26 protein-coding genes and 1 pseudogene are annotated in these 26,599 nt (G+C 37.4%); 9 read left to right on the forward strand and 18 right to left on the reverse strand.

Annotated elements, in window-relative coordinates; genetic code table 11:
- Positions 1 to 428 precede the first annotated feature (428 nt).
- The 6 genes from metK to CUN59_RS05865 form a co-directional block, all read right to left on the reverse strand.
- Positions 429 to 1,691, reverse strand: a complete 1,263-nt coding sequence (gene metK / locus CUN59_RS05845; protein ID WP_104386973.1) for a methionine adenosyltransferase — start codon at positions 1,689 to 1,691, stop codon at positions 429 to 431.
- 366 nt (positions 1,692 to 2,057) lie between these two features.
- Complete coding sequence (locus CUN59_RS21065; RefSeq protein WP_133164001.1) at positions 2,058 to 2,180, reverse strand: YgiT-type zinc finger protein; 123 nt, start codon at positions 2,178 to 2,180, stop codon at positions 2,058 to 2,060.
- 11 nt (positions 2,181 to 2,191) lie between these two features.
- Positions 2,192 to 2,425: a type II toxin-antitoxin system BrnA family antitoxin gene (gene brnA / locus CUN59_RS05850; RefSeq protein ID WP_104386974.1), complete on the reverse strand. Its 234-nt coding sequence runs from the start codon at positions 2,423 to 2,425 to the stop codon at positions 2,192 to 2,194.
- A gap of 4 nt (positions 2,426 to 2,429) precedes the next feature.
- Positions 2,430 to 2,786 carry a hypothetical protein gene (locus CUN59_RS05855; RefSeq protein WP_104386953.1) on the reverse strand — a complete coding sequence of 119 codons (357 nt, stop codon included), beginning with the start codon at positions 2,784 to 2,786 and terminating at the stop codon, positions 2,430 to 2,432.
- Positions 2,767 to 2,901: a BrnT family toxin gene (locus tag CUN59_RS22465; protein WP_207765372.1), complete on the reverse strand. Its 135-nt coding sequence runs from the start codon at positions 2,899 to 2,901 to the stop codon at positions 2,767 to 2,769. The genes CUN59_RS05855 and CUN59_RS22465 overlap by 20 nt, the downstream gene beginning before the upstream one ends.
- Before the next feature lie 128 nt (positions 2,902 to 3,029).
- Entirely contained in the window at positions 3,030 to 4,034 is a 1,005-nt protein-coding gene (locus tag CUN59_RS05865; RefSeq protein ID WP_104386954.1) for a phosphoribulokinase, read from the reverse strand.
- Between the two features lie 920 nt (positions 4,035 to 4,954).
- Here CUN59_RS05865 and cpcD/petH point away from each other — a divergent pair.
- Entirely contained in the window at positions 4,955 to 6,286 is a 1,332-nt protein-coding gene (cpcD/petH, locus tag CUN59_RS05870) for a bifunctional rod-capping linker CpcD/ferredoxin--NADP reductase PetH (protein WP_104386955.1), read from the forward strand.
- Positions 6,287 to 6,414: 128 nt separating this feature from the next.
- A complete protein-coding gene (locus CUN59_RS05875) occupies positions 6,415 to 7,704 on the forward strand; it encodes a homoserine dehydrogenase (protein WP_104386975.1) in 1,290 nt (429 codons plus the stop codon).
- 119 nt (positions 7,705 to 7,823) lie between these two features.
- Here the strand turns inward: CUN59_RS05875 and CUN59_RS05880 are convergent, their stop codons facing one another.
- Complete coding sequence (locus CUN59_RS05880) at positions 7,824 to 8,261, reverse strand: CAAD domain-containing protein (RefSeq protein ID WP_104386976.1); 438 nt, start codon at positions 8,259 to 8,261, stop codon at positions 7,824 to 7,826.
- A gap of 542 nt (positions 8,262 to 8,803) precedes the next feature.
- On the opposite strand from CUN59_RS05880, the gene pcrA reads away from it, so the two are divergent.
- Positions 8,804 to 11,131, forward strand: a complete 2,328-nt coding sequence (pcrA, locus tag CUN59_RS05885; protein WP_104386956.1) for a DNA helicase PcrA — start codon at positions 8,804 to 8,806, stop codon at positions 11,129 to 11,131.
- Between the two features lie 15 nt (positions 11,132 to 11,146).
- Here the strand turns inward: pcrA and CUN59_RS05890 are convergent, their stop codons facing one another.
- The 10 genes from CUN59_RS05890 to CUN59_RS05935 all read right to left on the reverse strand — a co-directional run bounded on the left by CUN59_RS05890 (position 11,147) and on the right by CUN59_RS05935 (position 21,134).
- Complete coding sequence (locus CUN59_RS05890) at positions 11,147 to 11,896, reverse strand: metallophosphatase (protein ID WP_438501803.1); 750 nt, start codon at positions 11,894 to 11,896, stop codon at positions 11,147 to 11,149.
- A gap of 36 nt (positions 11,897 to 11,932) precedes the next feature.
- On the reverse strand, positions 11,933 to 12,742 hold the full coding sequence (locus tag CUN59_RS05895; protein WP_104386958.1) for a metallophosphoesterase family protein: 810 nt from the start codon (positions 12,740 to 12,742) through the stop codon (positions 11,933 to 11,935).
- The gene (locus CUN59_RS05900) at positions 12,739 to 13,512 is read right to left on the reverse strand and encodes a GTP-binding protein (RefSeq protein ID WP_104386959.1); all 774 of its coding nucleotides are present in this window, start codon (positions 13,510 to 13,512) and stop codon (positions 12,739 to 12,741) included. Before CUN59_RS05900 ends, CUN59_RS05895 begins: the two co-directional genes overlap by 4 nt.
- A 12-nt stretch (positions 13,513 to 13,524) precedes the next feature.
- Complete coding sequence (gene hisI, locus CUN59_RS05905; RefSeq protein ID WP_104386960.1) at positions 13,525 to 13,878, reverse strand: phosphoribosyl-AMP cyclohydrolase; 354 nt, start codon at positions 13,876 to 13,878, stop codon at positions 13,525 to 13,527.
- Positions 13,879 to 14,030: 152 nt separating this feature from the next.
- Positions 14,031 to 14,678 (reverse strand): GTP cyclohydrolase I FolE, encoded by a 648-nt coding sequence (folE, locus tag CUN59_RS05910; RefSeq protein WP_104386961.1) that lies wholly within the window; start codon positions 14,676 to 14,678, stop codon positions 14,031 to 14,033.
- Positions 14,679 to 14,775: 97 nt separating this feature from the next.
- Positions 14,776 to 15,789 carry a CobW family GTP-binding protein gene (locus tag CUN59_RS05915; RefSeq protein WP_104386962.1) on the reverse strand — a complete coding sequence of 338 codons (1,014 nt, stop codon included), beginning with the start codon at positions 15,787 to 15,789 and terminating at the stop codon, positions 14,776 to 14,778.
- 568 nt (positions 15,790 to 16,357) lie between these two features.
- Complete coding sequence (hemB, locus tag CUN59_RS05920) at positions 16,358 to 17,368, reverse strand: porphobilinogen synthase (RefSeq protein ID WP_104386963.1); 1,011 nt, start codon at positions 17,366 to 17,368, stop codon at positions 16,358 to 16,360.
- A 181-nt stretch (positions 17,369 to 17,549) separates the two neighbouring features.
- Complete coding sequence (locus CUN59_RS05925; RefSeq protein ID WP_104386964.1) at positions 17,550 to 18,395, reverse strand: Uma2 family endonuclease; 846 nt, start codon at positions 18,393 to 18,395, stop codon at positions 17,550 to 17,552.
- Between the two features lie 180 nt (positions 18,396 to 18,575).
- Entirely contained in the window at positions 18,576 to 20,810 is a 2,235-nt protein-coding gene (locus CUN59_RS05930; protein WP_104386965.1) for a glycoside hydrolase family 57 protein, read from the reverse strand.
- A 93-nt stretch (positions 20,811 to 20,903) separates the two neighbouring features.
- The gene (locus CUN59_RS05935; RefSeq protein WP_104386966.1) at positions 20,904 to 21,134 is read right to left on the reverse strand and encodes a NifU family protein; all 231 of its coding nucleotides are present in this window, start codon (positions 21,132 to 21,134) and stop codon (positions 20,904 to 20,906) included.
- A gap of 335 nt (positions 21,135 to 21,469) precedes the next feature.
- Here CUN59_RS05935 and acsF point away from each other — a divergent pair, with 335 nt between their 5' ends.
- The 3 genes from acsF (at position 21,470) to CUN59_RS05950 (ending at position 25,206) form a co-directional block, all read left to right on the forward strand.
- Positions 21,470 to 22,546: a magnesium-protoporphyrin IX monomethyl ester (oxidative) cyclase gene (gene acsF, locus CUN59_RS05940; protein ID WP_104386967.1), complete on the forward strand. Its 1,077-nt coding sequence runs from the start codon at positions 21,470 to 21,472 to the stop codon at positions 22,544 to 22,546.
- Between the two features lie 536 nt (positions 22,547 to 23,082).
- Complete coding sequence (locus CUN59_RS05945; protein WP_104386968.1) at positions 23,083 to 24,372, forward strand: serine/threonine protein kinase; 1,290 nt, start codon at positions 23,083 to 23,085, stop codon at positions 24,370 to 24,372.
- A 186-nt stretch (positions 24,373 to 24,558) separates the two neighbouring features.
- Complete coding sequence (locus tag CUN59_RS05950; protein ID WP_104386969.1) at positions 24,559 to 25,206, forward strand: Uma2 family endonuclease; 648 nt, start codon at positions 24,559 to 24,561, stop codon at positions 25,204 to 25,206.
- Between the two features lie 27 nt (positions 25,207 to 25,233).
- On the opposite strand, the gene CUN59_RS21330 is transcribed toward CUN59_RS05950, so the two are convergent.
- Positions 25,234 to 25,377, reverse strand: a complete 144-nt coding sequence (locus CUN59_RS21330; RefSeq protein ID WP_165790160.1) for a hypothetical protein — start codon at positions 25,375 to 25,377, stop codon at positions 25,234 to 25,236.
- A 55-nt stretch (positions 25,378 to 25,432) separates the two neighbouring features.
- On the opposite strand from CUN59_RS21330, the gene CUN59_RS05955 reads away from it, so the two are divergent.
- The 3 genes and pseudogenes from CUN59_RS05955 to CUN59_RS22285 form a co-directional block, all read left to right on the forward strand.
- On the forward strand, positions 25,433 to 25,714 hold the full coding sequence (locus CUN59_RS05955; protein WP_104386970.1) for a hypothetical protein: 282 nt from the start codon (positions 25,433 to 25,435) through the stop codon (positions 25,712 to 25,714).
- A gap of 61 nt (positions 25,715 to 25,775) precedes the next feature.
- Positions 25,776 to 25,988, forward strand: a complete 213-nt coding sequence (locus tag CUN59_RS05960; RefSeq protein WP_207765371.1) for a type II toxin-antitoxin system HicB family antitoxin — start codon at positions 25,776 to 25,778, stop codon at positions 25,986 to 25,988.
- Positions 25,989 to 26,483: 495 nt separating this feature from the next.
- A pseudogene (locus CUN59_RS22285) lies at positions 26,484 to 26,599 on the forward strand (malate:quinone oxidoreductase); the annotation flags it as partial.

The following is a 26,599-nucleotide window of genomic DNA, read 5'->3' on the forward strand; positions in this document are numbered from 1 at the left end:
CTGTTCCCTGTTCCCTGTTCCCTCTCCAAAATATAAAATTTATTTTGCACGACTACTTAAATTCTCGGCTGTGGCTGGAGATATATCTATAGTTACTAAACCGATGAGCAAAGAAAATATACAGATAATGGAAAATAAAGATTGGTAGACCTTAATTAAAAAATTATTCATTGCTAAATGTAATAGATAAAGGTTTTTATTGCTAATCCCTACAATATCAATAAGAAGACCATCCCGCCAAAGCTATACTTTATCTCCCCTTCCCGTTTATCCTCCGAGCACTCACCGAACCGCCCCCTGAAGAATTTACTTCAAAGTCCCCCAAACTTGGAGGATTTAGGAGGCAAAATAGGTGATTATGTAGGGGTAATTCATGAATTACCCCTACTTTGATGGTATTTTCCGTTGGTTATGATCTAATTAACCTACTAAGCAGTTACCGCAGATTGAGATTTATTTGCGGCTTGCTTTAATATATCAACTTTGTCAGTACGTTCCCAAGGTAAATCCAAATCCGTTCTACCAAAATGGCCATAAGCTGCAACGTCCTGATAAAAACGTCCGCCTCTTTCACTTGGTAAGTTACGTAAATTGAATACATGAATAATTCCTGCTGGACGTAGTTCAAAGTTATCCTTAACTAAGTTCAACAGAATTTCATCATCTACTTTACCTGTGCCGAAGGTATCAACAAAGATACTGACAGGCCGCGCTACACCAATGGCATAACTTAGCTGTACTTCACATTTTTCTGCTAACCCAGCGGCAACAATATTTTTTGCTGCATATCTAGCCGCATAAGCCGCAGAACGGTCTACTTTTGTGGGGTCTTTGCCAGAGAAAGCACCGCCACCATGACGAGAATAACCACCATAGGTATCAACAATGATTTTCCGTCCTGTTAAACCGGAATCTCCTTGGGGTCCACCAATGACAAATTTACCAGTGGGGTTAACCAAAAATCTGGTTTCTGCATTGGGTTTAACAGTAATATCACCAAATACAGGTTCTACTACTTCTGTCCACAGGTCAGCTTTAATCTTTTCCTGTATTCCAGCATCATCGGTAATATCACCAATGGTAGCTGTATGTTGGGTGGAAATCAAGATAGTGTCAATACCTACAGGTTTGCCATCTTCATACACTACGGTAACTTGGGTTTTACCGTCGGGACGGAGGTAAGGAAGAATGCCAGCTTTGCGAACTCCTGCCAATCTCCGGGCAATCCGGTGTGCTAAACTGATGGGTAAAGGCATAAGTTCTGGGGTTTCGTTACAAGCAAAACCAAACATGATACCTTGATCACCAGCGCCGATTTTATCAAATAGTTCTTCACTATCGGCTGTTCGAGTTTCTTGAGCAGTATTTACACCTTGAGCAATATCGGCTGATTGTTCATCTAGGGCGATCAAAACACTGGCACTATTGGCACAAAAGCCATTAACTGCATCCGTATAGCCGATTTCCGCAATTTTTTTCCGGGCAAGATGGACGTAATTAACATGGGCTTTAGTGGTAATTTCTCCTGTAATTAGTACTAAACCAGTATTAACTACCACTTCTGCTGCTACTCTACTGCTAGGATCTTCTGTGAGTAGTGCATCAATAATCGTATCGGAAATTTGATCGCAGATTTTATCTGGATGACCTTCTGTAACTGACTCGGAAGTAAATAAATAACGACGAGACAAAGGAATTTCCTCCTGAGAGAATGTTTTCACTGATGACATACATCAGTTACTAATTTATGAAATCATAACAACATTTACAGTTTTTGTAATAAGTATCTTTTATCTCAGTATCTCCAAATTTAGATGTATAATATAATACAAAGCTAGGGATGAGGTTTCCCTACCCAGAAGTTAGCATCATTCGTTAAACACAGATAGAATACATTGGCAGTTTTAGTTTTGCCCCTACTTGGAAATATAAAATTTTCCCCAGATCATTTATGATTCCTGTATATCAAATGAGATTAAGCAATTTTTTGATAAATAACATTAATTTTAGGTTGAGATGGTTCTGTTTCTTGAGTATCAAATAAATTAGCGTCAACTTCAATTTAAACAAACTTCTGCTTCTACTTGGAGAATAGCAGTATGATTTTCTCCTTTGAGGATTTTTTCTACTAGTTTAGTTTGTAATTCACGTTGACAGGTGGGGCATTTTTTGGGCTTCATAACTAATGTAATTAGCCAGTAATTACCTTTTTATCCAGACGTTCAGCAAGCCATAATTTAATAATAGAATCAGAAGTTACGCCTAAACGTTTTGATTCTTGTTCTAATGCTTCTATTATCCACACAGGAAAATCAATACTTACTCTTTTTTGTTCATAACCGGGACGACGTGCTTGAGATAGGTCTAAAAACTCAGTGATATTTTCATCATTATCAAATTTAGTATCAAATTTTTCCGCTTTCATATAACTACTCATTCATTAAATCAGCAATTAGATGGTCATAAATATCTTGCCATAGGGTTAAATGTTCTTGAAAGTTGAGAATTACAGCTATTTGTTGACCTTGACTATCAGTCAAAAAATGAATATTACCAAGATGAGGATATTGATTAATTACTGTTTCCCAAAGTTGTTGATGGGATAGTAAATCTATAAATACTCCTGTTCTTCTATTTTTTTGGTCAGTTAAAAATTGAATACCTTGTAATTTAGGTAAGTTATTATTTTGATATGCTTGATGATATTTACCTCTCACTCCTTGACTGAAATCATATTCATCTAACATTTCGGTATCTTGTGGTTGATTAATCTTGGTTTTGTTCATAATCTTGCCTTTCTCTATTAGTTGCTGGACGTGCGCTGATAATACGAGTATTATAATCTCTTTCTGTGTGAACAACCACTAACAAACGATATCTATCAGAATAGCCGATAGTGATAAAGCGATCTTCCTATTGGGAGTGTAAATTATCATAGTTGGTAATAATTTTTAGCCATTATTGTATGGCCAAAAAAAAGAGGGAACATATTGAATTGTTCCCCCTGAGCTTTGACACAAACTGCTGTTTTAGACTTGAACTGCTAACTTTGCTTCTTTCGCTGTTAAACGTTCATAAGCATCACGCATTTTCAAACCGGTTAATACTTGGAATAAACCAGTACCATTGTTAGAACCTGGATATTCGCGGTGTTGTAGTAACAAGTGAGTCATTTCACCTTGATATTTGGTGGAAGTTTTGCTCAAATGAGTTTCGATGTAAATAACCTCATCGAGGTTATCAAATTGACCGTCTACTTCTAACACTGATACATAACGACCATAATAGACATCAGAACCGTAGTAAAGCTGCATACCAGGGTAAGAACAGGTGAGTTTGCGTCCACAGGGAGTCCATTGAATTGTTGAACCTTCATCAAACAGGTAGCTTGGTTCAAAACCTTCTTTACCTTCCCGTTGTAACATCCGTACCCGTAAAACTTTCCGTTCTGTATCGTTTTTAATTAAATTTGTAGGTAATACTTGCAGAACTACATCAGCAAATTCTCTTTGTGGTTCAATGAATTTTTCAAAATCAGGCTTACGAGAATTAATTTGCGCTAAAACATCTTCATAGCGGTGGCCTCTTTCAGCCATATCCCGTTGAATTTTCCAAGCAATTTTGACTTCATCACTAATATCAAAATAAACACTGAAGTCTAATAACGCTCTTACCCGTTCATCATATAAAGGATGGAGTCCTTCCACTACAATAATATGATTTGGTTCGATCCATTCTGGTGGATCAATCATCCCGGTTTCGTGGTTATAAATTGGTTTGCTAACTCCATGACCTTCTTTAAGAGCTTTGATTTGCTCATACATCAAGTCAAAATTGTTAGCTCTAGGATCAAGGGCAGTAATTCCTGTTTCTTTGCGTTGTTTACGATCTAAGCAATGATAGTCATCTAAACAGATAACTGTCATAAATTCTTCGCCAAATAAATCAATTAAGCGACGCAAAAACGTAGACTTACCACAACCAGAGTCTCCAGCTACTCCAATTAGTACCACACGTTCCGGTTTATTTGTCATAAATCCCCTCTTTATACTAGATGTGTCAATCAATAATTTTTCTCACGGCAGATTTTGAATATAGGAGCTTAACCCAGTGGTATCGTCCTACGTTCTAGCTATCCAGCATAAATATGACAGAATACAACGGATAACTTAATCACCGATGGCAGTTACTCGTTTTTATGAGCCGAATTTTATAGCTGGTAAGTATTTAATCTTAGTGTTGCACTAGATTTTAACAGAAGGGGGTGTACTCTCACAATACTTGCCCGGAGAAAGAATCTAGTTTTTCAGCAATTATCCGTTTAACATGCTGCCATAGATGATACATTTTTTTTATACATTTTTGGAAAAATTAGGAGAATTATAGAAGTCAGGGGATAGAGGAATGGCAAGGAGAGGTTAACCAGATGGGTTAAATTATTTTCGTCGAACTCACGTTGAGTGAGTAATTTTCCCTAATTTGTGGGTAACTTCTAAATTTATTAGGAAAGTTACCACGGTATGATGGTAGGATATCTAGGAGTAGTTTGGGTACGCAACTCAAACTAAAGTTATCTCACAGTAAAGTTTTGGCGTGTTTCCTGAGTAAACAGGCTCGCTCCTGAGATTTGGGGAATTTTGCAGGGTCAATAATACTGTAAAATCTTTTTTTTATAAAGTCTAAGACTATGTAGTTCAATAAAAAAAGATTAAAGTGATTCACTATTAACATTCTCGCAAAGACTTATCTTCTAAATTTAGAAAATGAACAGGTGTGTATTTTGCCATACCTAGCAGTCTTGGGCGAGTGTAATTAGCAAGGCATTATGTATCCTCATGATGTCATTTTCCCAGATGACCAGTTTTGTGATCCGAAAATCCGGTAAACTAAAGCTCTCAAACAATGGGAATTTTTTTTGATAAACGGTTAAGTAAATATCGGAGTGGTAGAAGGAATGTACAATCAAGGTGCTGTTGAGGGGGCTGCCAATATAGAATCAGGTAGCCGCGTCTTCGTTTACGAAGTGGTGGGTCTGCGTCAGAGTCAAGAAACAGATCAAACAAACTACCCAATTCGTAAAAGTGGCAGTGTATTCATCAGAGTACCTTACAACCGCATGAATCAAGAAATGCAACGGATCACTCGCCTAGGCGGTAAAATTGTTAGCATCCAGCCTATAGCAGTATTACAGCAAGTTAATGGCAAAGCTGAATTGGCAGCGGCTAACGTTACAGTTAGCACAGAAGTCCAGGCTGAGGTAAATGCTAAACATGAAGGAAACGGTAAAGCCACACCTGTAAGTAATAATAGTGAAGCTAAAGGCTTTGCTAAATCACCAGCTAAGGATAAAAAAGGCAACACCATGACTCAAGCAAAAGCTAAAAAAGATGCCCATGCTGAAGTTCCTGTAAACATTTATCGTCCTAACGCTCCGTTTATTGGTAAGTGTATCTCTAATGAAACATTGGTGAAAGAAGGCGGTATTGGTGTTGTTCAGCACCTTAAATTTGACCTATCTGGTGGCAATTTGAGATATCTAGAAGGTCAAAGTATCGGCATTATTCCTCCTGGTGTTGATAAGAATGGTAAGCCAGAAAAACTGAGACTTTACTCCATTGGGTCTACTCGTCACGGCGATAATTTAGATGATACAACCGTATCTCTTTGTGTTCGTCAGTTAGAATACAAGCATCCCGAAACTGGTGAAACAGTTTATGGTGTTTGTTCTACCTATTTGACTCGTCTCAAACCTGGTGATGAGGTGAAGATTACTGGCCCTGTGGGTAAGGAAATGCTCTTACCCGATGATCCTGACGCTAATATTATTATGTTAGCAACAGGAACAGGTATTGCGCCCATGCGGACTTACCTGTGGCGGATGTTTAAGGATGCAGAAAGAGCGGCTAACCCAGAGTATCAGTTTAACGGGTTTGCTTGGTTGCTGTTTGGTGTACCCACAACTCCTAATATTCTCTATAAAGAGGAATTGGAAGCTATGCAGGAAAAATATCCTAATAACTTCCGTCTTACCTATGCTATTAGTCGGGAACAACAGAACGCCCAAGGTGGCAGAATGTACATCCAAGACCGTGTTGCAGAAAACGCTGAAGAGTTGTGGCAGTTGATTAAAAATGAAAAAACTCACACTTATATTTGTGGGTTGCGTGGTATGGAAGATGGCATTGATGCAGCTTTAAGCACTGCGGCGGCGAAAGAAGGTGTAAAATGGAGTGATTACCAGAAAGAACTCAAGAAAGCACATCGCTGGCACGTAGAAACATACTAACTTGGTCATTGGTCATTGGTCATTGGTCATTGGTCATTGAACAATTAAAAGCAGATAATCAGTAGGTAGGGCTTATGGCTCTGCCTACAATTGTTTTATTGAATTTAATTAATGTGGGTGCAAAATCTGTGGCTGTCAAATTAGGAATACTTGGATTAGGTACAGTAGGAACAGGGACAGTAGAACTGTTGCAAGACAAGTTAGGTCGCCATCCACTGTTACAAGAAATCGAAATATATCGTGTAGGTGTGCGATCGCTCACTAAACATCGAGATGTAGAATTATCTCCAGAGGTGATAACTACAGATTTAGAAGCCATTGTTAATGATCCAGCAGTAGATATAGTTGTAGAGTTGATGGGGGGATTAGAACCCGCACGGACATTGATGCTGACAGCAATTAAAAATGGTAAGCACGTAGTTACTGCTAATAAAGCCGCCATTTCTCGCTTTGGTGCGGAAATATTTACTGCTGCTAACGAAGCAGGTGTTTATGTGATGCTAGAAGCTGCCGTTGGTGGTGGTATCCCTGTCATTCAACCCCTGAAGCAATCTTTAAGTGTTAACCGCATTGATACTATTATTGGCATTGTCAATGGTACGACTAACTACATCCTCACCAGGATGCAAACAGAAGGGAGTGACTTTGATGATGTTTTAGCAGATGCTCAAAAATTAGGATATGCTGAAGCTGATCCAACTGCCGATGTTGATGGTTTAGATGCAGGAGATAAAATTTCTATTTTGGCATCTTTAGGGTTTGATGGGCGAATTAATCGAGATGATGTTTATTGCGAAGGTATTCGCCAAGTTACAAAAACAGATATTGCATACAGTGCCAAATTAGGGTTTGTAATTAAATTACTAGGGATAGCGCAACATTTAGATATAGATAATTCTCAGCTTTCGGTTAGAGTTCATCCTACCTTAGTAACCACAAATCATCCTTTAGCCAGTATCAATGGTGTTTACAACGCTATTCTTGTAGAAGGACAACCCATTGGCCAGGTGATGTTATTCGGTCCTGGTGCCGGTGCTGGTGCTACTGCTAGTGCTGTAGCATCAGATATATTAAATGTGGTTGCTGCCCTGAAAACTACTACACCAAAACCTAATCCTCTCTTGGCTTGTAGTCATCAGCATTACTGCCAAATTGCCCCTATTTCCGAGTTAGTAACCCGGTTTTATGCCCGTTTTTTGAGTAAAGACCAGGCGGGAGTTATTGGTAAATTAGGAACTTGTTTTGGTAACTATGGGGTAAGTTTAGAGTCAGTGGTACAAACCGGTTTTCAGGGAGAACTGGCAGAAATTGTCGTTGTTACCCATGATGTCCGAGAAGGGGACTTTAGACAAGCTTTAGCGGAAATTCAAGGAATGGAATCTATAGATAGTATTCCTAGCATTTTGAGAGTCCTGTAAAAAAGATCCCCGACTGCTTTAATAAGTCGGGGATCTAATTTAAAGTTATTATTTAACGCAGGAGTGAGGGGGGCAGAAGACAAGGGGAAAATAATCCTCCTACCTTCTGTCTCATTTATTTAAGATTCTGCTTTTTTATTGCCTAAAACTTGCGATTTGAGGGTGGTAATTTCGCTAGATAACTCCTGTCTACTAGAGGCTTTGAGTAAATAGCGATAGATAAACCAAACAGAGTAACCAATGCCAATTAATTCAAAGGTAGGTGCTACTAAGGGAATATCATTGAGAGCATCTAATACAGCTAATAGCACTTTAACAGTAACTACTGCTGTGACGATTAGACCAATACTAACGATAGGCTGTTGATACTGATCAAAGAATTTTCCTATATAATCTGGTAATGTCCCTAAGAAACCAGAAACTTGCTGACCATATTTCAGCCATTGTTCTTGGGGCTGGACGGGGGGCTGAAGTTTGGTAAGATTTCCCATTTGGGTATTAATTTCGGGGATAGTTGTTTCTTTGACGGTGGTTTCTTTAAATTCTGGTTCTTGCATTTTCGCGTCCATGATTTTGAAAGTAGAGTTTCTTACCTAGATATTTCCAACCAAAAGGTTGTGAATGGAAACTTTTCCCACTGATGAAAGTGAGAGAATTAGGGATTATTGGTTTATCTTATCTAGACTTGTTCCCAAGTATGACAAAAGTTTACATAAAATCCAGTAACATAAGTTGCTAGTTAGGCAACAGATAATGGGCAATGGGTAATAGCTAAGACTAAAGTCAACCACCCATCACTTCCCTTCGCGTAAGTGAAGGCTTGTAAAAGCCTAGTTGGACTCAGTTCAAGGCCAGTTCTTGCATATCCATCAGAAAATTGACTATGGATACCTTCTCACCATTGGGATTGAATTTTTTGGCTCTTTAACGGGATTGGTATTAGAAAACTACTATTGAGAGCGAGAAATTAGAGAGTTTAATCTGATATAGCTAGAAAATTAGAGGTAAGAATTAAGAATCAAAGCTTTTTGATTTTCAGTAAGTATCTCATTTCTTGGTAATCTGTTGTAAATTTTAACTTTGATCATTTTTATAATTCATGACCACAAATATTGATTTTCTTAGCCATCTCAACCCTAGTCAACGTCAAGCTGTTGAACATTACTGCGGACCATTATTAGTTGTCGCTGGTGCTGGTTCGGGGAAAACCCGGGCGCTGACTTACCGCATTGCCAATTTGATTCTCAAACATCGGGTGAATCCTGAAAATATCCTGGCAGTCACCTTTACTAACAAAGCTGCAAGGGAAATGAAGGAAAGAATTCAAAGAATATTTATGGAACAATTAGCCATGACACAACATGGTAAAAAGGTTGATTTACTCACAGAATATGAACAAAGTTTGCTAAAGTCCCAGGTTTACCGCACAACTATTAAAGATATGTGGTGTGGCACTTTTCACAGTTTATTTTCGCGGATTCTACGATTTGATATTGAAAAATATCAAGACGAAAAAGGCAGACGTTGGAATAAAAACTTTTCGATTTTTGATGAGTCTGATGTGCAAAGTGTCATTAAAGAAATTATTACCAAAGATTTGAATTTAGATAGTAAAAAATTTGAACCTAAATCTGTGCGCTACGCCATCAGTAATGCTAAAAATCAAGGATTTTCTCCCCAAGAATTTGAAGGTGAACAACCAAATTATCGCGGTAGAGTTATAGCTGATGTTTATAATCGCTATCAAGATAAACTTGCACAAAATAATGCCTTAGATTTTGATGATTTAATTCTCATTCCTACTAGATTATTTCAACAAAATGAGCAAGTTTTAGCTTATTGGCATCGAAAATTTTGTCATGTTCTAGTTGACGAATATCAAGATACCAACCGTACCCAATATGATTTAATTCAGCTTTTAGTTACCAACGGCGAAACTAGAAAAAATCAGTGGCAATGGCAAAACCGCTCTGTATTTGTTGTTGGTGATGCTGACCAGTCAATTTACAGTTTTAGAATGGCAGATTTTACTATTTTACTAGAATTTCAAGAAAATTTTGGCGATGGTTTGCCAGATGATGATACACGCTCAATGGTAAAATTAGAAGAAAATTATCGCTCCTGTGAAAATATTCTCCAAGCTGCCAATGAATTAATTGAAAATAATACCCAACGGATTGATAAAATTCTCAAAGCGACCAGAGAACCAGGAGAAGATATTTATTGCCATAAAGCTGATGAAGAAATGGCAGAAGCAGCTTTTGTCATTGACCATATCCGCACCTTAGAACATCAAAACCCGGAGTTAAATTGGGGTGATTTTGCGATTTTATATCGAACTAATGCCCAATCTCGACCATTTGAAGAATTATTAGTTAAATATCAAATTCCTTATACAGTTGTGGGAGGAATGAAGTTTTATGATCGCAAAGAAATTAAAGATGTTGTCGCCTATTTAAGAGCTATTAATAACCCAGCGGATACTGTGAGTTTATTACGAGTAATTAATACTCCTCGTCGCGGCATTGGTAAAGCTACAATTGATGCTTTGATGAATGCTTCCCAACAACTAGGGACGACATTATGGGAAATATTAAGTGATGAAACATCAGTTAATACTTTAGCAGGACGTTCGGCAAAAGCTGTAAATAATTTTGCTGCGATGATTCAAAATCGTCAAGAACAAATTACCGTAGTTCCCGGTTCGGAAATTTTACAAGGGATTTTAGAAGATTCTGGTTATATCAAAGAATTGCAAGATCAAGGTACAGATGAAGCTGATAATAGAATCAGTAACGTCAATGAATTATATAACGCTATCTTGCAATTCCAGGAAGAAAATGAAGGTGAAGATATTTCTTTACAGGCATTTTTGCAAAGTGCGGCTTTGAGTTCTGATTTGGATAATTTAAAAGAAGGACAAACAGCAGTTTCTTTAATGACATTACACGCTTCTAAAGGGTTGGAGTTTCCTATAGTCTTTTTGGTAGGATTAGAACAAGGACTATTTCCTGGTTATCGTTCTTTACAAGATCCTTCATTATTAGAAGAAGAACGGCGTTTGTGTTATGTTGGCATTACCCGCGCTCAGGAAAGGTTGTTTTTATCTCATGCTAGAGAACGGCGTTTATATGGTTCAAGAGAACCGGCAATGCGATCGCAATTTCTCGATGAATTACCAGCAGAATTATTAACTACCAAACAAAAAGTTACCCGGAGTGTTACTAGAACTCCATCTGCAACTTCCAGTAAAAAAAGCAGTTCTGAAGGTTGGCGAGTAGGTGATAGAGTATTACATAAATCCTTCGGTATTGGGGAAATTACCCACGTTTTTGGAGAAGGAAATAAAGTTTCTGTAGCAATTAAATTCGTGAGTTTAGGACAAAAAATTGTAGATCCTAGAGTAGCGCAGTTACAGAAAGTGTAATTTATTTCACTCAATTTATGGTTTAGATATCTTACTTTGCGGCTGCTTTTGGAAACCTTTATTCTGTCCATAAAATACAGTTTTAAACTGCACCCGATTTGTACCAGGATTATAGAGAGTATAGGTTGCTTGTCCTGGTATCCGTCCCACACTTCCTACCCCAATAACTTGACGAGGGGTAACTGTGACGGTTTGTGGGGAAAATTGATGATCAAGAGTAATGATTTCACTGGTAATAGATCCTGCTTGTAACTGATACTGAAAAGTTAACCCAGAACGACCGCAAAATAGATTATTTGCTTGCATTCTTGATAATCTATCTAACATTTGAATAGGGGGAGTATCGGGAGTCAGTTCGTCATTTACGCCCATTGTTGAACCGTGTATTAATAAACAATCTAATTCAAAAAAACCAAAATCCAAGTCTCTTAGCCATTGTACAGTCTGACGGGAAACACAATCCCACAACATCCGCACCGTATCACCCCCATATTTTGCCAGCAATTCCGGTGCGTCTCCAGTCGGACCCAAACCATGTAAAATCAAACACTGCTCTTCCCACCATCCCTTACAAATCATGGGTTCTAATTCACCCCGTCGTGGTGATTTCACCCTTTCCACCAGTTGTTCACATTCCCGTCGAGGTCCAACTAAATCACCGATGATATACAATGCTTCTACATGACGGTTTCTTAGCTTAATATCAGCTATCACAGCTTCATAAGCTGCTACATTTCCTTCAATTCCGCTTAAAATTGCCCACATAATCAATTTTCGATTTTAGATTTCAGAGCAGTTATTTTACCTAGTACAAATATGACTTGGATCATCCGCGCGTTCAGCATACTCCAAACCGCGCGCTAAACGCCAAGCAAAGATTTCTGGTAATCCCTTCTCTATAATTGCTGCACAGGTTTTTTGATAATCATAGGTAACTTCTCGCAAAGTCACCCCTTGAGTATCAGTTTCATAAATTACATAAGTTGCATTGGGTCGTCCATGTCGAGGTTCTCCAACAGAACCAACATTAACGATCTTTTTCAGCGCGGATGAAAAGTTAATTTTCCGTGATGCTGCTTGATTAGCAACTTGAACTTGTAACTCACCAGCATTCAGATTACGAGTATAGGGAACATGAGTATGTCCGCAAAACAGCACATCTGCACCTGTAGATAGTACCCGTTCTAAGGCCACAAAAGCATCAAGTTCAGGTAACAAATATTCATGATTACTATGGGGACTACCATGCACAAAAGCTAAATTTTGCCACTGGAGACTATAGGGTAAACTGGCTAAAAATTCGCGGTTTTCTGGATGAATTTCTTTATTAGTCCATTCATGAGCTTGAATACCTCTTTTTTCCGCCAGTATGGAAGGATAACTACAATCACAAGCATTCAATCCCTCCACAATATCTTCATCCCAACAACCAGCACAGGTAGGAACATCCAAAGAGCGAATTTGGTTAATCACCTCATTGGGATGGGGTCCATATCCTACCAAATCACCAACACAAAAGATTTTATCGGCTTTTTGTGCGTCAATATCTAATAATACAGCATCCAAGGCTTCATAATTACCATGAATACATGACATAACAGCTATTCTCATACTTGTTGACCTTCTAACAAAATTTGTTGTACTTGTTGTTGATATTGAAAAATTAAGGATTCAGATAAACAGCAATCTGATAATGTTGATTTTAAAGCTGTTTCATCTAAATTTTTACCTACTATTTCTATACCACTAAACCGCCGAGGTCTACCTTGTAAATGTCGTGGTAAGTCTAATTCTAAAAAACCTATTTCGGGAACACCATTGAGAAAATCACAGTAAAGAGAACGCCCATCATTGACATCGAAAATTGCTTTAGCACGGATAACAGTTCCATAAGCACCATGAGTTACTTCATACCAAAATTCCTCTAAACTATTTTCATCAATAACTTGACCTGTAGTTCCTACCCGCCATAAATTTTCTCCAATTATCATTGGTGCAGGTGCGCCATATATAATTTCATTTGCCCAATGATTATATTCCGAATTTTTTAATTCGGGGGGAATAACTGCTATAGCGTGGTAAGTGAGATGATCTAATATTTTTGATACACTGTCTAATTGCAGATAAGAACCCAACTCGATATAAACACTATCTGCTGTGGGTATTTGATAAAGAAATTCAATTTCTTGACCATCTCCAAATAGTTTTAGATTGGGAAATTCAGTAGCTATTTTAGTTTGATCAATAGGAACATTGCCAGTTCCTGGACAAAAATAAATTACTTTTTCCACAGATGGAACATCTCGAATTTGTTGAGAAATCCAGGTAGTTTTGCCCGAACCAGACAATCCAGCAACAACAGTAATTATGGGTAAGGACATAATCAATAAAAGTTATAATTTATGAGGCAAAATTTCCACAGAATTAAAAAAACAGCTTCTGACTCCAGTATGACAGGCAATACCACCAACTTGCTCAATCTTGATCAGAATTGTATCACCATCACAATCATAAAAAAGCTCTTTTACCTTTTGAATATGTGCAGATGTTGCCCCCTTATGCCACAATTGAGAACGGGAACGACTCCAATAATGAACTTCCCCTGTAGCCAGAGTTTTTTGGATTGATTCTGCATTCATCCAAGCCATCATTAAAACAGTACCATCGTAGTAATCTTGAGCTATGGCTGGAATTAAACCTTGCTCATTAAATTTCATATTCCCAATCATTTCAGTAGCTAAAACCATATTTACCAAATTGATAACTTATCTCTTGTCATCTGCGTTTATGTGCGGTCAAATATTATTATTTTCTGTAACTGCTGATTATGTAGAGATAAAAAAATAGCTTATCTCTACATCACACCCAGCCAATTTAAATTTCCATCAGTCAAAACCTGTTATTTAAAATTAGCATTGTGTCGAATCAAGTTCATAAATTCTTCACGAGTTCGCGCGTCTTCAGAAAACACGCCACGCATGGCGCTGGTAACAGTCCAAGAACCTGGTTTTTGGACTCCTCTCATCACCATACACATATGAGTTGCTTCAATTACCACTGCCACTCCTTGAGGTTTGAGTAACCCTTGCAGTGCATTAGCAATTTGTAAAGTCAGCCGTTCTTGCACTTGTAAACGTCGAGCATACATTTCACAAATGCGGGCAATTTTTGATAATCCTATCACCTTACCATTAGGAATATAAGCGACATGAGCGCGACCAATGATTGGTAATATGTGGTGTTCACAGGAACTAAAAATATCAATATCCCGGACTAACACCATTTCATTTGCGTCTTCTGTAAATACTGCTCCATTGAGCAATTCATCTACAGATTGATCATATCCATTGGTCAGAAACTTTAAGGCTTTAACAACTCTTTTAGGAGTATCTTTTAATCCCTCCCGGTCTGGATTTTCTCCTAATCCAATCAATAAGGTGCGTACAGCTTGCATCATATCTGCTTCTGTTACAGTTGGTTGCTGCTGATTAGAAAAAGTTGAAATTATATCAGCAGCAGTTAGTTCTGGACGAATGGATAAAGTCATTATTTCAATTTAATGGAATGAGTTATGGCAGGAGTTAATAGTTTAGTATTTTCCAATAGCTATTAACTAAATTTGATAGTCACTTAACATTATTTGATTATAACAAACATTTGTTAAGTTTTGTATAAATTTCATTAGCATCCAAGTTTCTACCAATAAAAACCAACTGATTCTTAGGTGGAGTATACCATTCATCAGCTTTCAAAGTGTAACGAGGTCCACTCAATTGAAAGATATGGCGTAAATTAATATCACTAAACCATAAAATGCCCTTAGCTCGGAATATATTCTCTGGCATTTCTTCGGTTAGGAAATTCTCAAATTCATGGAGATCAAATGGTTTATCACTTTGGAAAGAAATAGACACAAATCCGTCATTATCTAAATGATTGGAGTGATGATGGTGTTCATGACGATGTTTATGTTTATGAGTATCTTCATCATCAATAGCAATATAGTGATCTTTTGGTGTTAAACCCACATCTAAAATTAGAGGTAAAGCAACTTCACCGTATTGAGTATGTAAAATTCTGGCTCCATGTTTGACATCATGGATGAAATTTTCTACTTCTTGTAGTTTGTCTGCGGTAACAAGGTCTGTTTTATTGAGGAGAATAATATCTCCATAGATAATCTGTTTTAAAGCTGCTTCACTCTCAAAATGTTTTTCGTTAAATGCTTCAGCATCTACTACAGTCAGAATTGAATCTATGTTGGTTAAATCTTTCAGTTCTGTCCCAAAAAAAGTTAAGATAATGGGTAAGGGATCAGCTACACCAGTGGTTTCAATGACTAGATAATCAATTCGTTCTTCTCGTTCTAAAACTCGGTAAACAGCATCAACTAAACCATCATTAATTGTACAACATATACAGCCATTACTAAGTTCTACCATATCTTGGTCTACAGAAATTAGTAATTGACTATCAATGTTAATATCACCAAACTCGTTAACGAGGACAGCAACTTTTAAATCTTGTTTGTTCTGAAGAATTTGATTTAAAAGTGTGGTTTTTCCACTGCCTAAAAATCCCGTAATAATAGTCACAGGCATTCCTTGCTTAGGAATTTCAGGAATTATGTTTGTTGTGTTGAGAGTGATGGTATTCATATCAAAATCTGGTGGTTTTATGTGACGAATCAAAGCACGATAAATTTAGACTGCTGTTATCGGGACTTAGGCAAAAAACATCTTTAAAATACCCTCAAACGTATATCCCAAAGGGGGTTTTACATCGTTTTGATTGGCTTGTTGTTATATTTGGGTTACAAGCGTTTTTGGGTCTTCAATGTATTTCTCTTACCCCGGAAGGATTTGAGGCTTATTTCTTCCTCAAAAGAGTTTAAGTCCCATTATGTGACACCCTGGATATGTTTTATGAAAATAAGAATCGTTATCATTGTAACGCAAAAAAGTCTCAATGGAACAACTGGGATTCAAAAACTGGATTTTTTGTAATCATTAGGACTTACGCACTGTACAAATTAACTATGATATGTGTGAACGATATTTGGTCGTTTCAGGCTTTTGGCGATTAACTTCCGATCAATAGCGAACTGCTTGTAGCAGCGCTTCGCTGTCGCTCAAAAATCATCAAACAATCACGTAAAAATGACCGAAATACATACCTCATATTTGGTTGATCCTGTCAATGCGTAAGTCCTAATCATTTATCCAATTACATCAACATCAGTGCCACTTCTTTAGCAAAATAAGTCAAGATTAAATCAGCCCCAGCCCGCTTCATGCTGGTTAAAGTTTCTAAAATTACCTTTTTCTCATCTATCCAACCATGTTGAGCCGCAGCTTTAATCATTGCGTATTCACCACTAACGTTATAAGCTGCAACGGGTAAATTTGTGGCGGTTTTTACTTGACATATTATGTCTAGATATGCTAAGGCTGGTTTTACCATAATGATATCTGCACCTTCAGCAATATCCAATTCAATTTCTTTTAAAGCTTCTTTGGCGTTAGCTGCGTCCATTTGATAGGTTTTTTTATCGCCAAATTTGGGGGCTGAATCTAAAGCATCTCGAAATGGTCCATAGTAGGCTGAAGCGTATTTTGCTGAGTACGCCAAAATACCTACATTGATATAACCTTCAGCGTCTAAAGCTTGGCGGATTGCGCCGATTCTACCATCCATCATATCGGAAGGGGCAATAAAATCAGCACCTGCTTCCGCTTGGGAAAGTGCCATTTTTACTAATACTTCCACAGTTTGATCATTGAGAATTTTGCCATTTTCATCAACTAAACCATCATGGCCATGAGTTGTGAAGGGGTCTAGAGCAACATCAGTAATCATGATGATTTCTGGAACTGCTTTTTTAATGGCTTTGACGGTTTCCTGTACCAATCCCTCTGGGTTGTAGCTTTCTGTACCTGTATCGTTCTTTTGTTCTTCGGGAATAACTGGGAACAGTGCGATCGCATTAATACCCAATTGTGACACTACGGTTATTTCTTCCAGGAGTAAATCTAAAGAAAAACGATAACATCCTGGCATGGAAGCAATTTCTATTTTTATGCTTTCACCTTCCATGACAAACATCGGATAAATCAAATCATCCACAGTTAAAATTGTTTCTCGCACCATTTTTCGGAGGGTTTCAGTGCGACGGAGACGACGGGGACGTTGAGTCAGATGTAAGGGTTTATCACTAGACAAGTTTTCAGACGACATACAATTAGCTGAAAATGATAATCATTCTTATGATAATAGAATATAAATTCTAACAAGCACTATATTTTTTATGAAAATGCGCCTTTCTTCTGGATAACTGAAAAAGTGTAATTTGTTTGCTGATGAGATTGAACGTGGTGTGTGATCTCTAGGATAAGTGCAGAAATCACACATCTACATTTCAAATATCATCAGGATTGATACCTAATGATCTTAAATAAGCTGCTAACTTCTCCTTTTCTTGTCGTTCTTGTTGGGCAATTTCTTCTGCTTGTTGTTGGGCTAAAGTTGCTTGTTGGGCAATTTCCTCTGCTTGTAAACGAGCTTGTTTTTCAACAATAGCTCTTTCATCACCAGTTAACAGCAAATTACCGGCATCATCCCACCAACGAACCCAAGGTACACCTCCATCTTCTATTAAACCTAATTCCACACCCATAGGAGGAATTGCAAAATGTCCTCTTTCATTAGATTGAATCTTTTGATAAGTTCCATCAACTAAACGATACACTTCTAGTAATGCTTTTCTTGCTTCAAAAATTGCATAGAAAGGAATCCTAATTGCTTGTTCATAAACCCAAAATTTACCAGCTTTTTCCGTTTCACTGGGAGGAGTTTTATCTCTTTCTTCTGTCCCATTTCCTGAAACAAACTCAATGGCAATTAATGGTGCTACAAATTCTTTCCATAAGACATAAGAACGTCTATATTCTCCATTTACTTTTGGTGGTACATTAGGTACATAAAACCAATCAGGAGCTTCTGCACCTTTTTCCGGTGGTTCAGTTAAACGCCAATAAATACCGCTATCTTGACCAATACAGTAATTGCCATCGGGATGTAGCTTCTGCAATACTGGTTCAATAGAACTGGTTAAAACAATACTTTGTGGATGCTCCTGAAAATTTTTCACAAATGTGCCGTCTGAATCTGGTAGTTGCGTATGATCTGGTAAGGTAAATTGATATGTATGAATATCTTGAGTTGTGGGAGTAGTGGGATTAATAACTGCTTGAGTAGTTTCCATATTCACTCCTGGATATATAGCATTTGCTAGTTTAATGAAGTACAAAATTATCTGCGTTTATCTCCGTTTATCTGCGTTTAATTATTACTCCTTGCAACTTAATAATATGACGATCGCCATGATTTCACCTATTATAAAAAATAACAGGTCTACCTAGCGATCGCACTTTTAAAATATCCTCTAAGGAACATCAATGGGAATCAAACCATTTTCCGGTGCATAACTAGAAAAACAACCATCATCAGATAACACCAAAACCAAGCGCAGAGGATAATCTGGAGGTAGTTGCAAATCTGCCCAAGGTACTGCTATTTCCAAACAAGTACCTAACGCAACTTGGGCGCGGGTAGCACGGGGATACCATAAATGATCATTTCCAGCTTCTTTAAACTGCACTGATTGACTGAGTAAATTAACTTCTAAATGATGGTGAAATAGATAATTCAAAGGTGCGCTGTCCGGTAACTCAGCTAAAGGGATAGAACTATTCACCATTGTTTTATCTGGATAATACCAAAGCAAGTTCAACTCCGGTGGTAAATCCTTTCCTGGGACAGCACCAGCTTTAAAATCAACTCGCACATAAAAATTCAAGTGGTCTACACCATACCATAAACGCTGAACAATGCTGCCATTGTGCATTGTTCCCCTTGCACCACCTACTTCTATGCGTCCGGCTTTATCCCAGTCTTGCTCATCACCTTTACCATCTATAACAGGATGAATAAAGCCTTCTGGTTTATGTTCTGCACGGGCTTCATGAACTTCTACTGGCTTGAGCAGATATGCGGGTATGGGTTCATTTAATGCTTTGTAAATGCCATAGAGATGTTCTCGAAATAATTGGTCAAAAATCTCATCTTGATTGGAAGAATGTCCCTCTCCAAACCACCAAAACCAGTCTGAACCTTCAGCCGCATATAAAGCTTCCCATGCTGCGGGGTTATTGTCTTCTGTGGCTTCGGGATGATTTGCTAAGACTTGTCTAGCTGCGGTGAGATAATCCCAGGCGCGGTTTTTTGCTGGATCTCCGATCCAGGTGGTAAAATTACCATCTACCCAAGAACCGCTATGGAGTTTTTCACCGGGAATGGTTGCGGTGGGTGGGTGTTTTTCAATGAATTCAGAGACGGTAACAAGTTTGATATTCGGTTCATTGCTCAAACTTTCATACAATGTTTCTAGGAAGTCTTTACCATCGTGGGGATAAAATTCCCAGCAATTTTCCCCATCTAGGGCAATTGTCACTAACCAAGGTTGATCATCGCTACTTTCTTTTTGTTTTTTAGCGATCGCTTGCAAATGTCCAACTAAATCTGCTGCGGCTTTTTTCGCCGGCATTGTTCCGTAGGTAAAGCCAATTAAATCTGATAATCTATGATCACGGAAAACTATGGTTACCTCACCGGCTGGAGTTTGCAGACTATAGGGACGATATAGTAATTCCGGTTGTTGCACATTTCCCGCACCGTCACGATGGAAAAAGTGTTTTAATGACCAACCTAAAACCGCTTCATCCGAGCAAATCCACTTAAAACCTTGTTTAATAATATACGGTAAAATTTCTGGACTAACAGATTGTTCCGAAGGCCACAAACCTCTAGGATCTTGTCCAAACCTATCTATATATAAATCCCAGGATTTTTGTAGATGTCTGGGTATATCTTCCACCCACTGAAATCGCTGCTTGGGTAATGTCATTTGCGGCACAGCTACCCGTCCTGAATTGGTATCAGCTAAGAGGGGTAAAATCGGGTGAGTATAGGGTGTAGTGGTAACTTCCAGTTGGCCACTTTCCTGCATTTTCCGATGTTGGGGAATAATTTGACTGAGGATTTGCCGCTGCTTAGAATAAATGCGTTGGCGATCGCCTAAACTAAAATTACGTCCTTGTTCTAACCAAGCGGAAATTTCCGGGTCATGCCAGAACAAAGGATCGATCCAAGCTAAATTATGCCAAGCTAATAAATCTCCATAATCTGACAACTGCCAATTTGCTAAACACCAACTTTGTCCTTGTTCCTGTCTTTGATGATACAACTCGGCATAACGAGGATGGGGATCAATCAGAGTATGATGGTTAGCATCAAAGAAATGTTGAATAATAAACTCTTTCTGCTCGCGGCTTAACTGTTCCACCGGCGTTAAACTAGCAGTTAAATAGGGGTCAAAAGCCGTACCCGCAACATAATCTTCTAATTGCAATATTAACGAAGGCACTAAATTTACCGTTTGGTGTAACTTAGGGTACTTCTCTAACAATAATACTAAATCCAAATAATCCTTAGTTCCATGTAACCGTACCCAAGGCAAGCGGTATTGCTGACTAGGCACCAAAGAACTACCATTTTCAGGAGACTTGTACAACGGTTGATGTTGATGCCAGATAAACGCAACGTGCAGAGGATGAGACATAGAGTTTTTTTAATAATAGGGAACAGGGAAACGGGAACAGGTGACAAGTATATCTTACCAATTACCAATCACCCATTACCCATTACCAGTAATTTAGATAACTTGTACTACCTCAGAAATTTCAGGAATCTTTTCCTGAAGACGGCGTTCAATACCCATTTTCAGAGTCATTGTAGAACTAGGACAAGAACCACAAGCACCTTGTAACCGGAGTTTAACAACCGGTCCATCCAATTCTACAATTTCCACATTACCACCATCAGAGATGAGATAAGGACGCATTTCATCTAATACGGTTTCTACATTCTCTATCGTTAGTTCCATACTTTTGGACTCACTAAATTAATAAGTTGGTAATTATCCAAGTTGCTAATTATCTAGTTTAGGCTGGGAATGGATAATTGGTCACGGTTGACGGTTGACGGTTGGTTGGGAAGATAAATATTCTCCTCCGTCCCCCTTCTCCCCTACTCCCCTCTCCTTTGCCCAAAACCAATTGTTGCAACTCTTAACGATTTATCGGCTAAATTTTCAGCTAATTATTTGGTACACTGAATTTTATACAAAATTATAATGGTTGTACGCTACACCTCGTGAGAGCATAAACATTAGCTTTCTGGTGTATTCGAGAAAAGAAAGATAAAAGAGCAAATCAAAACATGGTAGACTCCCTCAAAAAACCAGGCTTTGACGAAATCCGTCCCGGAGTTAAGTCCCCTGCCAAGGAAACCCTTTTAACACCAAGGTTTTACACAACCGATTTCGATGAAATGGCGCGGATGGATCTTTCCGTCAATGAAGAGGAATTAGAAGCTATTATCGCAGAATTCCGCGTTGACTACAACCGCCATCACTTTGTTCGGGATGCACAGTTTGAACAATCTTGGGACTCTATTGACGGAGAAACTCGCAAATTGTTCGTTGAATTTCTCGAACGTTCTTGTACAGCAGAATTTTCTGGCTTCTTATTATACAAAGAACTCGGCCGTCGCTTAAAAGATAAAAGCCCTCTTCTAGCTGAAGGCTTTAACCTGATGTCACGGGATGAAGCCCGTCATGCTGGGTTCCTGAATAAAGCTATGTCAGACTTTAATCTTTCTTTAGATTTAGGATTTTTGACCAAGAGCCGTAGTTATACCTTCTTTAAGCCCAAATTCATCTTTTACGCTACCTATCTTTCTGAAAAGATTGGTTATTGGCGCTATATCACCATTTACCGTCATTTAGAAGCCCATCCTGAAGATCGGATTTATCCAATTTTCAACTTTTTTGAAAACTGGTGTCAGGATGAAAACCGTCACGGTGATTTCTTTGATGCGGTTATGAGAGCGCAGCCACAAATGTTGAATGACTGGAAAGCCAAACTCTGGAGTCGCTTCTTCCTGTTGTCAGTATTTGCAACCATGTATCTTAACGATATTCAACGCAAAGACTTCTATGCTTCCTTGGGTTTAAACGCGCGAGAGTACGACATTCATGTAATTAAGAAGACCAATGAAACTGCTGGTAGAGTCTTCCCAGTCATCTTGGATGTTGAGAACCCAGTGTTTTATGAACGTTTAGATGTTTGCGTCAAGAATAACGAAAAATTGACAGCAATTTCTAACTCTAATACTCCCAAATTCTTGCAATTCTTCCAAAAACTGCCTATTTATGTTTCCCATGGTTGGCAGTTATTACAACTATATCTCATGAAGCCCATTGAAACAGCTTCTACTCACGGTCAAGCTCGGTAATTGATTGTAATTGTTTATGCAGAGGTGGTTTTGTCTAAGACAGAACCACCTTTTTTACTGTTGATTTTTGAGTTATCAGGGAGCAAATTGGCAAAAATTTACATCAAATCATCAACACAATTTATCTAATACCAATTTTCTATGGAGATAGCCCCTAAATACCCCAAGTTTGGGGGACTTTGAAATTCTTATTCTCCCTTGAAATTCTTATTCTCCCAGAATTGGGGGTTAGGGGCATCAAAACCCTATTAGGCCACTTGATTAAACTGTACACGGTAGCCTTGATAAGGGGGGACTACAGGGGGGTAAATTATATGCAACTTTACAAAGAAATTGTATAAAGTTTATCAACTAAAGATTGACGTTTGATTTGATATTCTTCTTCTGTGACAATTCCCTCTTCAAAGATTGATTTTAACTTTACCAGTAATTGTTAATTCTATATACTGCGTGAGAATCGAAAAATTAGCATATCTACCCAAATTATCCCCAACCGTGCCAAAATGAACATAACTATTTTTGGGCATTTATAACCGATGGTTTGGCAAAAGGGGTATAAATTACAGGGTGGAAGATACATTATCGAAAAAGTCCTAGGAGAAGGTGGTTTTGGAATTACGTATCAAGCACAACATACACTTTTAAAGCAGTGGGTAGTGATAAAAACGCCCAATGAAAGCCTAAAAAATGACCCAGAATACCCCAATTATGTAAAAAGATTTATTCAAGAAGGACGAAAATTAGCACAACTTTCTCAACAACCACACCCGAATATTGTCCGTGTAACAGAATTATTTGAAGATGGTAAAACATATTGTTTAGTAATGGACTTTGTACCTGGTGAGAGTTTATTTAATTTTGTCCATAAACGGGGAGCATTACCAGAATTAAAAGCAGTTGAATATATCAAACAAATTGGAGAGGCTTTGATTTTTGTTCATCATCAGGGTTTAGTTCATCGGGATGCACACCCTGGTAATATTATGGTACAAAAAAATGGTAAAGCCGTATTAATTGACTTTGGTATTGCTGGGGAAATAATGCCCCATGATGGATATTTTACTTCTCATCATCCTGCTAATATTGCTTTTGCACCTTATGAACAAATGGGAGGTAATAGACAAGTAACGATAGATGTTTATACTCTTGCGGCTTCTTTATATTATGCGGTTACAGGTAAACGTCCTGAAAGTTCGCTAGATAGAAAGTTGTATAATAAACCGTTAATTTCTCCTAATAAATATGTTGTTGGTATTAGTGATGGGTTGAATCGGGCAATACTTAAAGGTATGAATTTAGAAGCGGAAAATCGTCCGCAATCTATGAGAGAATGGTTAAAGTTATTGCCTGATGTTGGTAATCAGGTTTATCAGGTTAGTCAAAAAATAGAACATCAAACAATTAGGACTGAGAAAACTGTTCCTGTTATTGTAGGTGTTAATAATTCTCCTAATGTTAGGGTAAATAGGAAGAATATTCCTTGGTTTTTGTTAGGAGCAATAAATTTAATTTATCTAATTACAGGCGTTTTATTACCAGCTAACTTAGTTACTTTATTTCTAGCTTTATTTTTAGCTTCTATACCAACTCGGTTTTATAAATGGGCGATTGATAATTTTATGGAAATAACATTAGAACGGATTTTTTACTATCAGGCAGTTATAATTGTTGCTGTAATTTCTAATGTTTATTTTTATCCCAAGGAAAAATTAGAAAAATATTTTAGCAAATTACATACATCTTTAATTATGATTTGTACTTCTTATTTAGGCTTATTTTTAGGCTGGTTAATTTACCAAATCTTCCCAATATTTGGAAATCGCTAAACCTGCAATTTAGATCCCCGACTTCTTTGATAAATTAACATTATTTACCAAAGATTAAAGTAAGAAGTCGGGGATCTTTAACTACCTGGTAACTGTATTAAAACCTTTACTATAGGTTTCGGTAAACTTTTTCCATATTCCCTAAAGTGATATAATAGAATAATTAAAACTGCGAGGTAAATTTCTATGGTAACTCTAGCACCTACTCACAGCAATACTCATACCAATAGCGTTATCCTCCATAATATTTCTTGGAATACTTTTGAACGAATTTTAGTAGAAACAGGTGATGATCGCCATAACAGGTTTACTTATAATCAGGGAATCTTAGAAATTATGACTCCATTAATGCCCCATGAACATAATAAAAGATTGATAGAAAAAATAATTGATACTTTAGTTGAAGAATTAAATCTCAATATAAAAAGCACTGGTTCATTAACTTGTAAAAGAGAAGATTTAGCTAAAGGTGTAGAACCTGATTCTAGTTTCTATATTCAAAATGAACCAATCATGAGAAATAAAACAAGTTTAGATTTAACTCAAGATCCCCCACCTGATTTAGTCATAGAAGTTGATTATGCTAGTTCTTCTATTGATAAATTACCGATTTATTTAGCTTTAGGTGTTCCTGAAGTTTGGCGTTATGATGAACCTGTGATGCAAATTTATAGTTTATCTGAGGATAAATATATTCCTTGCACTGGTTCACCAACCTTCGCGAATTTACCTTTAAATACAGAAGTTCCTCAGTTTTTAGCTTCTAGTTTACAAGTGGGTGAGGTGTTAATGATTAAAAGTTTTCGGAGTTGGTTAAAAACACAAATTTCGTGATTAAATTAAGGAGTCGGGGATCTTGAACTACTTGCGGTTAAACCAACTTCCCCCACCTGGTAACTGTATTAAAACTTCCGTTACCGCTTTCGGCAAAGTTTTTGCTGAATGTTCATAAGCCAAAGTTAAAAATTGACAACCTTTTGTTATTAACTCCCTTTGGTCAATCATTTTATGATACAATATAATCAAGTTCCAAAAATATAACTACATAAATATAAAGAATATGAACAACCTATCAATTCCAGCGCAAATATTACAGGAAGCATGGGAAAAAGGTTTACAGCAAGGTTTAACCCAAGTTGCTGTAAATATGTTACGAGAAGGTATTGATTTAGATTTTATCGTCAAACTAACTGGACTACCATTAGAAGTAGTTAAAAATTTACAAGCTGTTGATACAGATGATGATAAAAGATTGGTTAAAGAATTTTTAGAAGTGAGTGAATCATCATTAAATAAAATTTGGCTTAATCCAGAGGAAGACGAAGCATGGAAGGATCTATAGAAATTTCCTTTGTGTTACAATAAAAGTCGAATATTTCTAACTTTATTAGTAAACTATTGCCATGACAAATAAAACCATGAAAAACAAAGAATTTTATGTAGTAATTGAAAGAGATGAAGATGGTATGTATATTGGTGAAGTTCCCCAACTTAAAGCCTGTTATAGTCAAGGAGAAACTATTGATGAACTCATGACAAATATTAAAGAAGTTATTGAAATGTGTTTAGAAGAACTAGAAGAGGAATCAATAACACTTTTGAATAAATTTTATTAGAAACTGGTGGCGATCGCCATAACAGGTTTACTTATAATCAGGGAATCTTAGAAATTATGACTCCATTAAATTTCTGAGGTCTATTAATTCCTGTGTCATATTTGTATTAACCTCAAATTAACTCGACTAAATTTAATATAGCAAAATTCAAGAATTTATTTCCTTGTATTCAGGACTTACGCAGAAGTTACGGAAGAATGAACCACGTTAGCGAAGCTTTCCGTAAGGATAGGACACGAAGGTAAGAGGGTTTGAGAGATATTTTGTTTGCGTAAGTCCTAATTTTATACAGGTTGTGTAATTTGATTTAAATTAATATCCTCAATCAGAGGAATATCTAACCCTAAAGGTAAACATAATCACATCCAAACATCAAAAGCAGAATTTCCCTTTGCACATCCCCGCTATTGGTCGGCTTTTATTGCTCAGGGATGACAATAACATGATTTAATAGTAAAAACGAGACTGAGTAATTAAACAGATTTTTGACTTTCCATGGATATTTCACCTAATCAATCATCAACCCAATTTTTAACCCATGACGAATCTGCACAAGTTGACGCAGCTTTGTTATCTTCTCCTGAGAAGTTTTTAACCCACATTCCGCACCC

Origin of the sequence: Cuspidothrix issatschenkoi CHARLIE-1 (assembly GCF_002934005.1) — a bacterium.
Classification (GTDB): Bacteria; Cyanobacteriota; Cyanobacteriia; order Cyanobacteriales; family Nostocaceae; genus Cuspidothrix; species Cuspidothrix issatschenkoi.

Coding starts and splice junctions, on each gene's coding strand:
- CUN59_RS21065 (WP_133164001.1), bottom strand. CDS start 2,180: ATGAAGCCCAAAAAATGCCCCACCTGTCAACGTGAATTACAAACTAAA.
- brnA (WP_104386974.1), bottom strand. CDS start 2,425: ATGAAAGCGGAAAAATTTGATACTAAATTTGATAATGATGAAAATATC.
- CUN59_RS05855 (WP_104386953.1), bottom strand. CDS start 2,786: ATGAACAAAACCAAGATTAATCAACCACAAGATACCGAAATGTTAGAT.
- CUN59_RS05865 (WP_104386954.1), bottom strand. CDS start 4,034: ATGACAAATAAACCGGAACGTGTGGTACTAATTGGAGTAGCTGGAGAC.
- cpcD/petH (WP_104386955.1), top strand. CDS start 4,955: ATGTACAATCAAGGTGCTGTTGAGGGGGCTGCCAATATAGAATCAGGT.
- CUN59_RS05880 (WP_104386976.1), bottom strand. CDS start 8,261: ATGCAAGAACCAGAATTTAAAGAAACCACCGTCAAAGAAACAACTATC.
- pcrA (WP_104386956.1), top strand. CDS start 8,804: ATGACCACAAATATTGATTTTCTTAGCCATCTCAACCCTAGTCAACGT.
- CUN59_RS05890 (WP_438501803.1), bottom strand. CDS start 11,896: ATGTGGGCAATTTTAAGCGGAATTGAAGGAAATGTAGCAGCTTATGAA.
- CUN59_RS05895 (WP_104386958.1), bottom strand. CDS start 12,742: ATGAGAATAGCTGTTATGTCATGTATTCATGGTAATTATGAAGCCTTG.
- CUN59_RS05900 (WP_104386959.1), bottom strand. CDS start 13,512: ATGTCCTTACCCATAATTACTGTTGTTGCTGGATTGTCTGGTTCGGGC.
- hisI (WP_104386960.1), bottom strand. CDS start 13,878: ATGGTTTTAGCTACTGAAATGATTGGGAATATGAAATTTAATGAGCAA.
- folE (WP_104386961.1), bottom strand. CDS start 14,678: ATGACTTTATCCATTCGTCCAGAACTAACTGCTGCTGATATAATTTCA.
- CUN59_RS05915 (WP_104386962.1), bottom strand. CDS start 15,789: ATGAATACCATCACTCTCAACACAACAAACATAATTCCTGAAATTCCT.
- hemB (WP_104386963.1), bottom strand. CDS start 17,368: ATGTCGTCTGAAAACTTGTCTAGTGATAAACCCTTACATCTGACTCAA.
- CUN59_RS05925 (WP_104386964.1), bottom strand. CDS start 18,395: ATGGAAACTACTCAAGCAGTTATTAATCCCACTACTCCCACAACTCAA.
- CUN59_RS05930 (WP_104386965.1), bottom strand. CDS start 20,810: ATGTCTCATCCTCTGCACGTTGCGTTTATCTGGCATCAACATCAACCG.
- CUN59_RS05935 (WP_104386966.1), bottom strand. CDS start 21,134: ATGGAACTAACGATAGAGAATGTAGAAACCGTATTAGATGAAATGCGT.
- acsF (WP_104386967.1), top strand. CDS start 21,470: ATGGTAGACTCCCTCAAAAAACCAGGCTTTGACGAAATCCGTCCCGGA.
- CUN59_RS05945 (WP_104386968.1), top strand. CDS start 23,083: ATGGTTTGGCAAAAGGGGTATAAATTACAGGGTGGAAGATACATTATC.
- CUN59_RS05950 (WP_104386969.1), top strand. CDS start 24,559: ATGGTAACTCTAGCACCTACTCACAGCAATACTCATACCAATAGCGTT.
- CUN59_RS21330 (WP_165790160.1), bottom strand. CDS start 25,377: ATGATTGACCAAAGGGAGTTAATAACAAAAGGTTGTCAATTTTTAACT.
- CUN59_RS05955 (WP_104386970.1), top strand. CDS start 25,433: ATGAACAACCTATCAATTCCAGCGCAAATATTACAGGAAGCATGGGAA.
- CUN59_RS05960 (WP_207765371.1), top strand. CDS start 25,776: ATGACAAATAAAACCATGAAAAACAAAGAATTTTATGTAGTAATTGAA.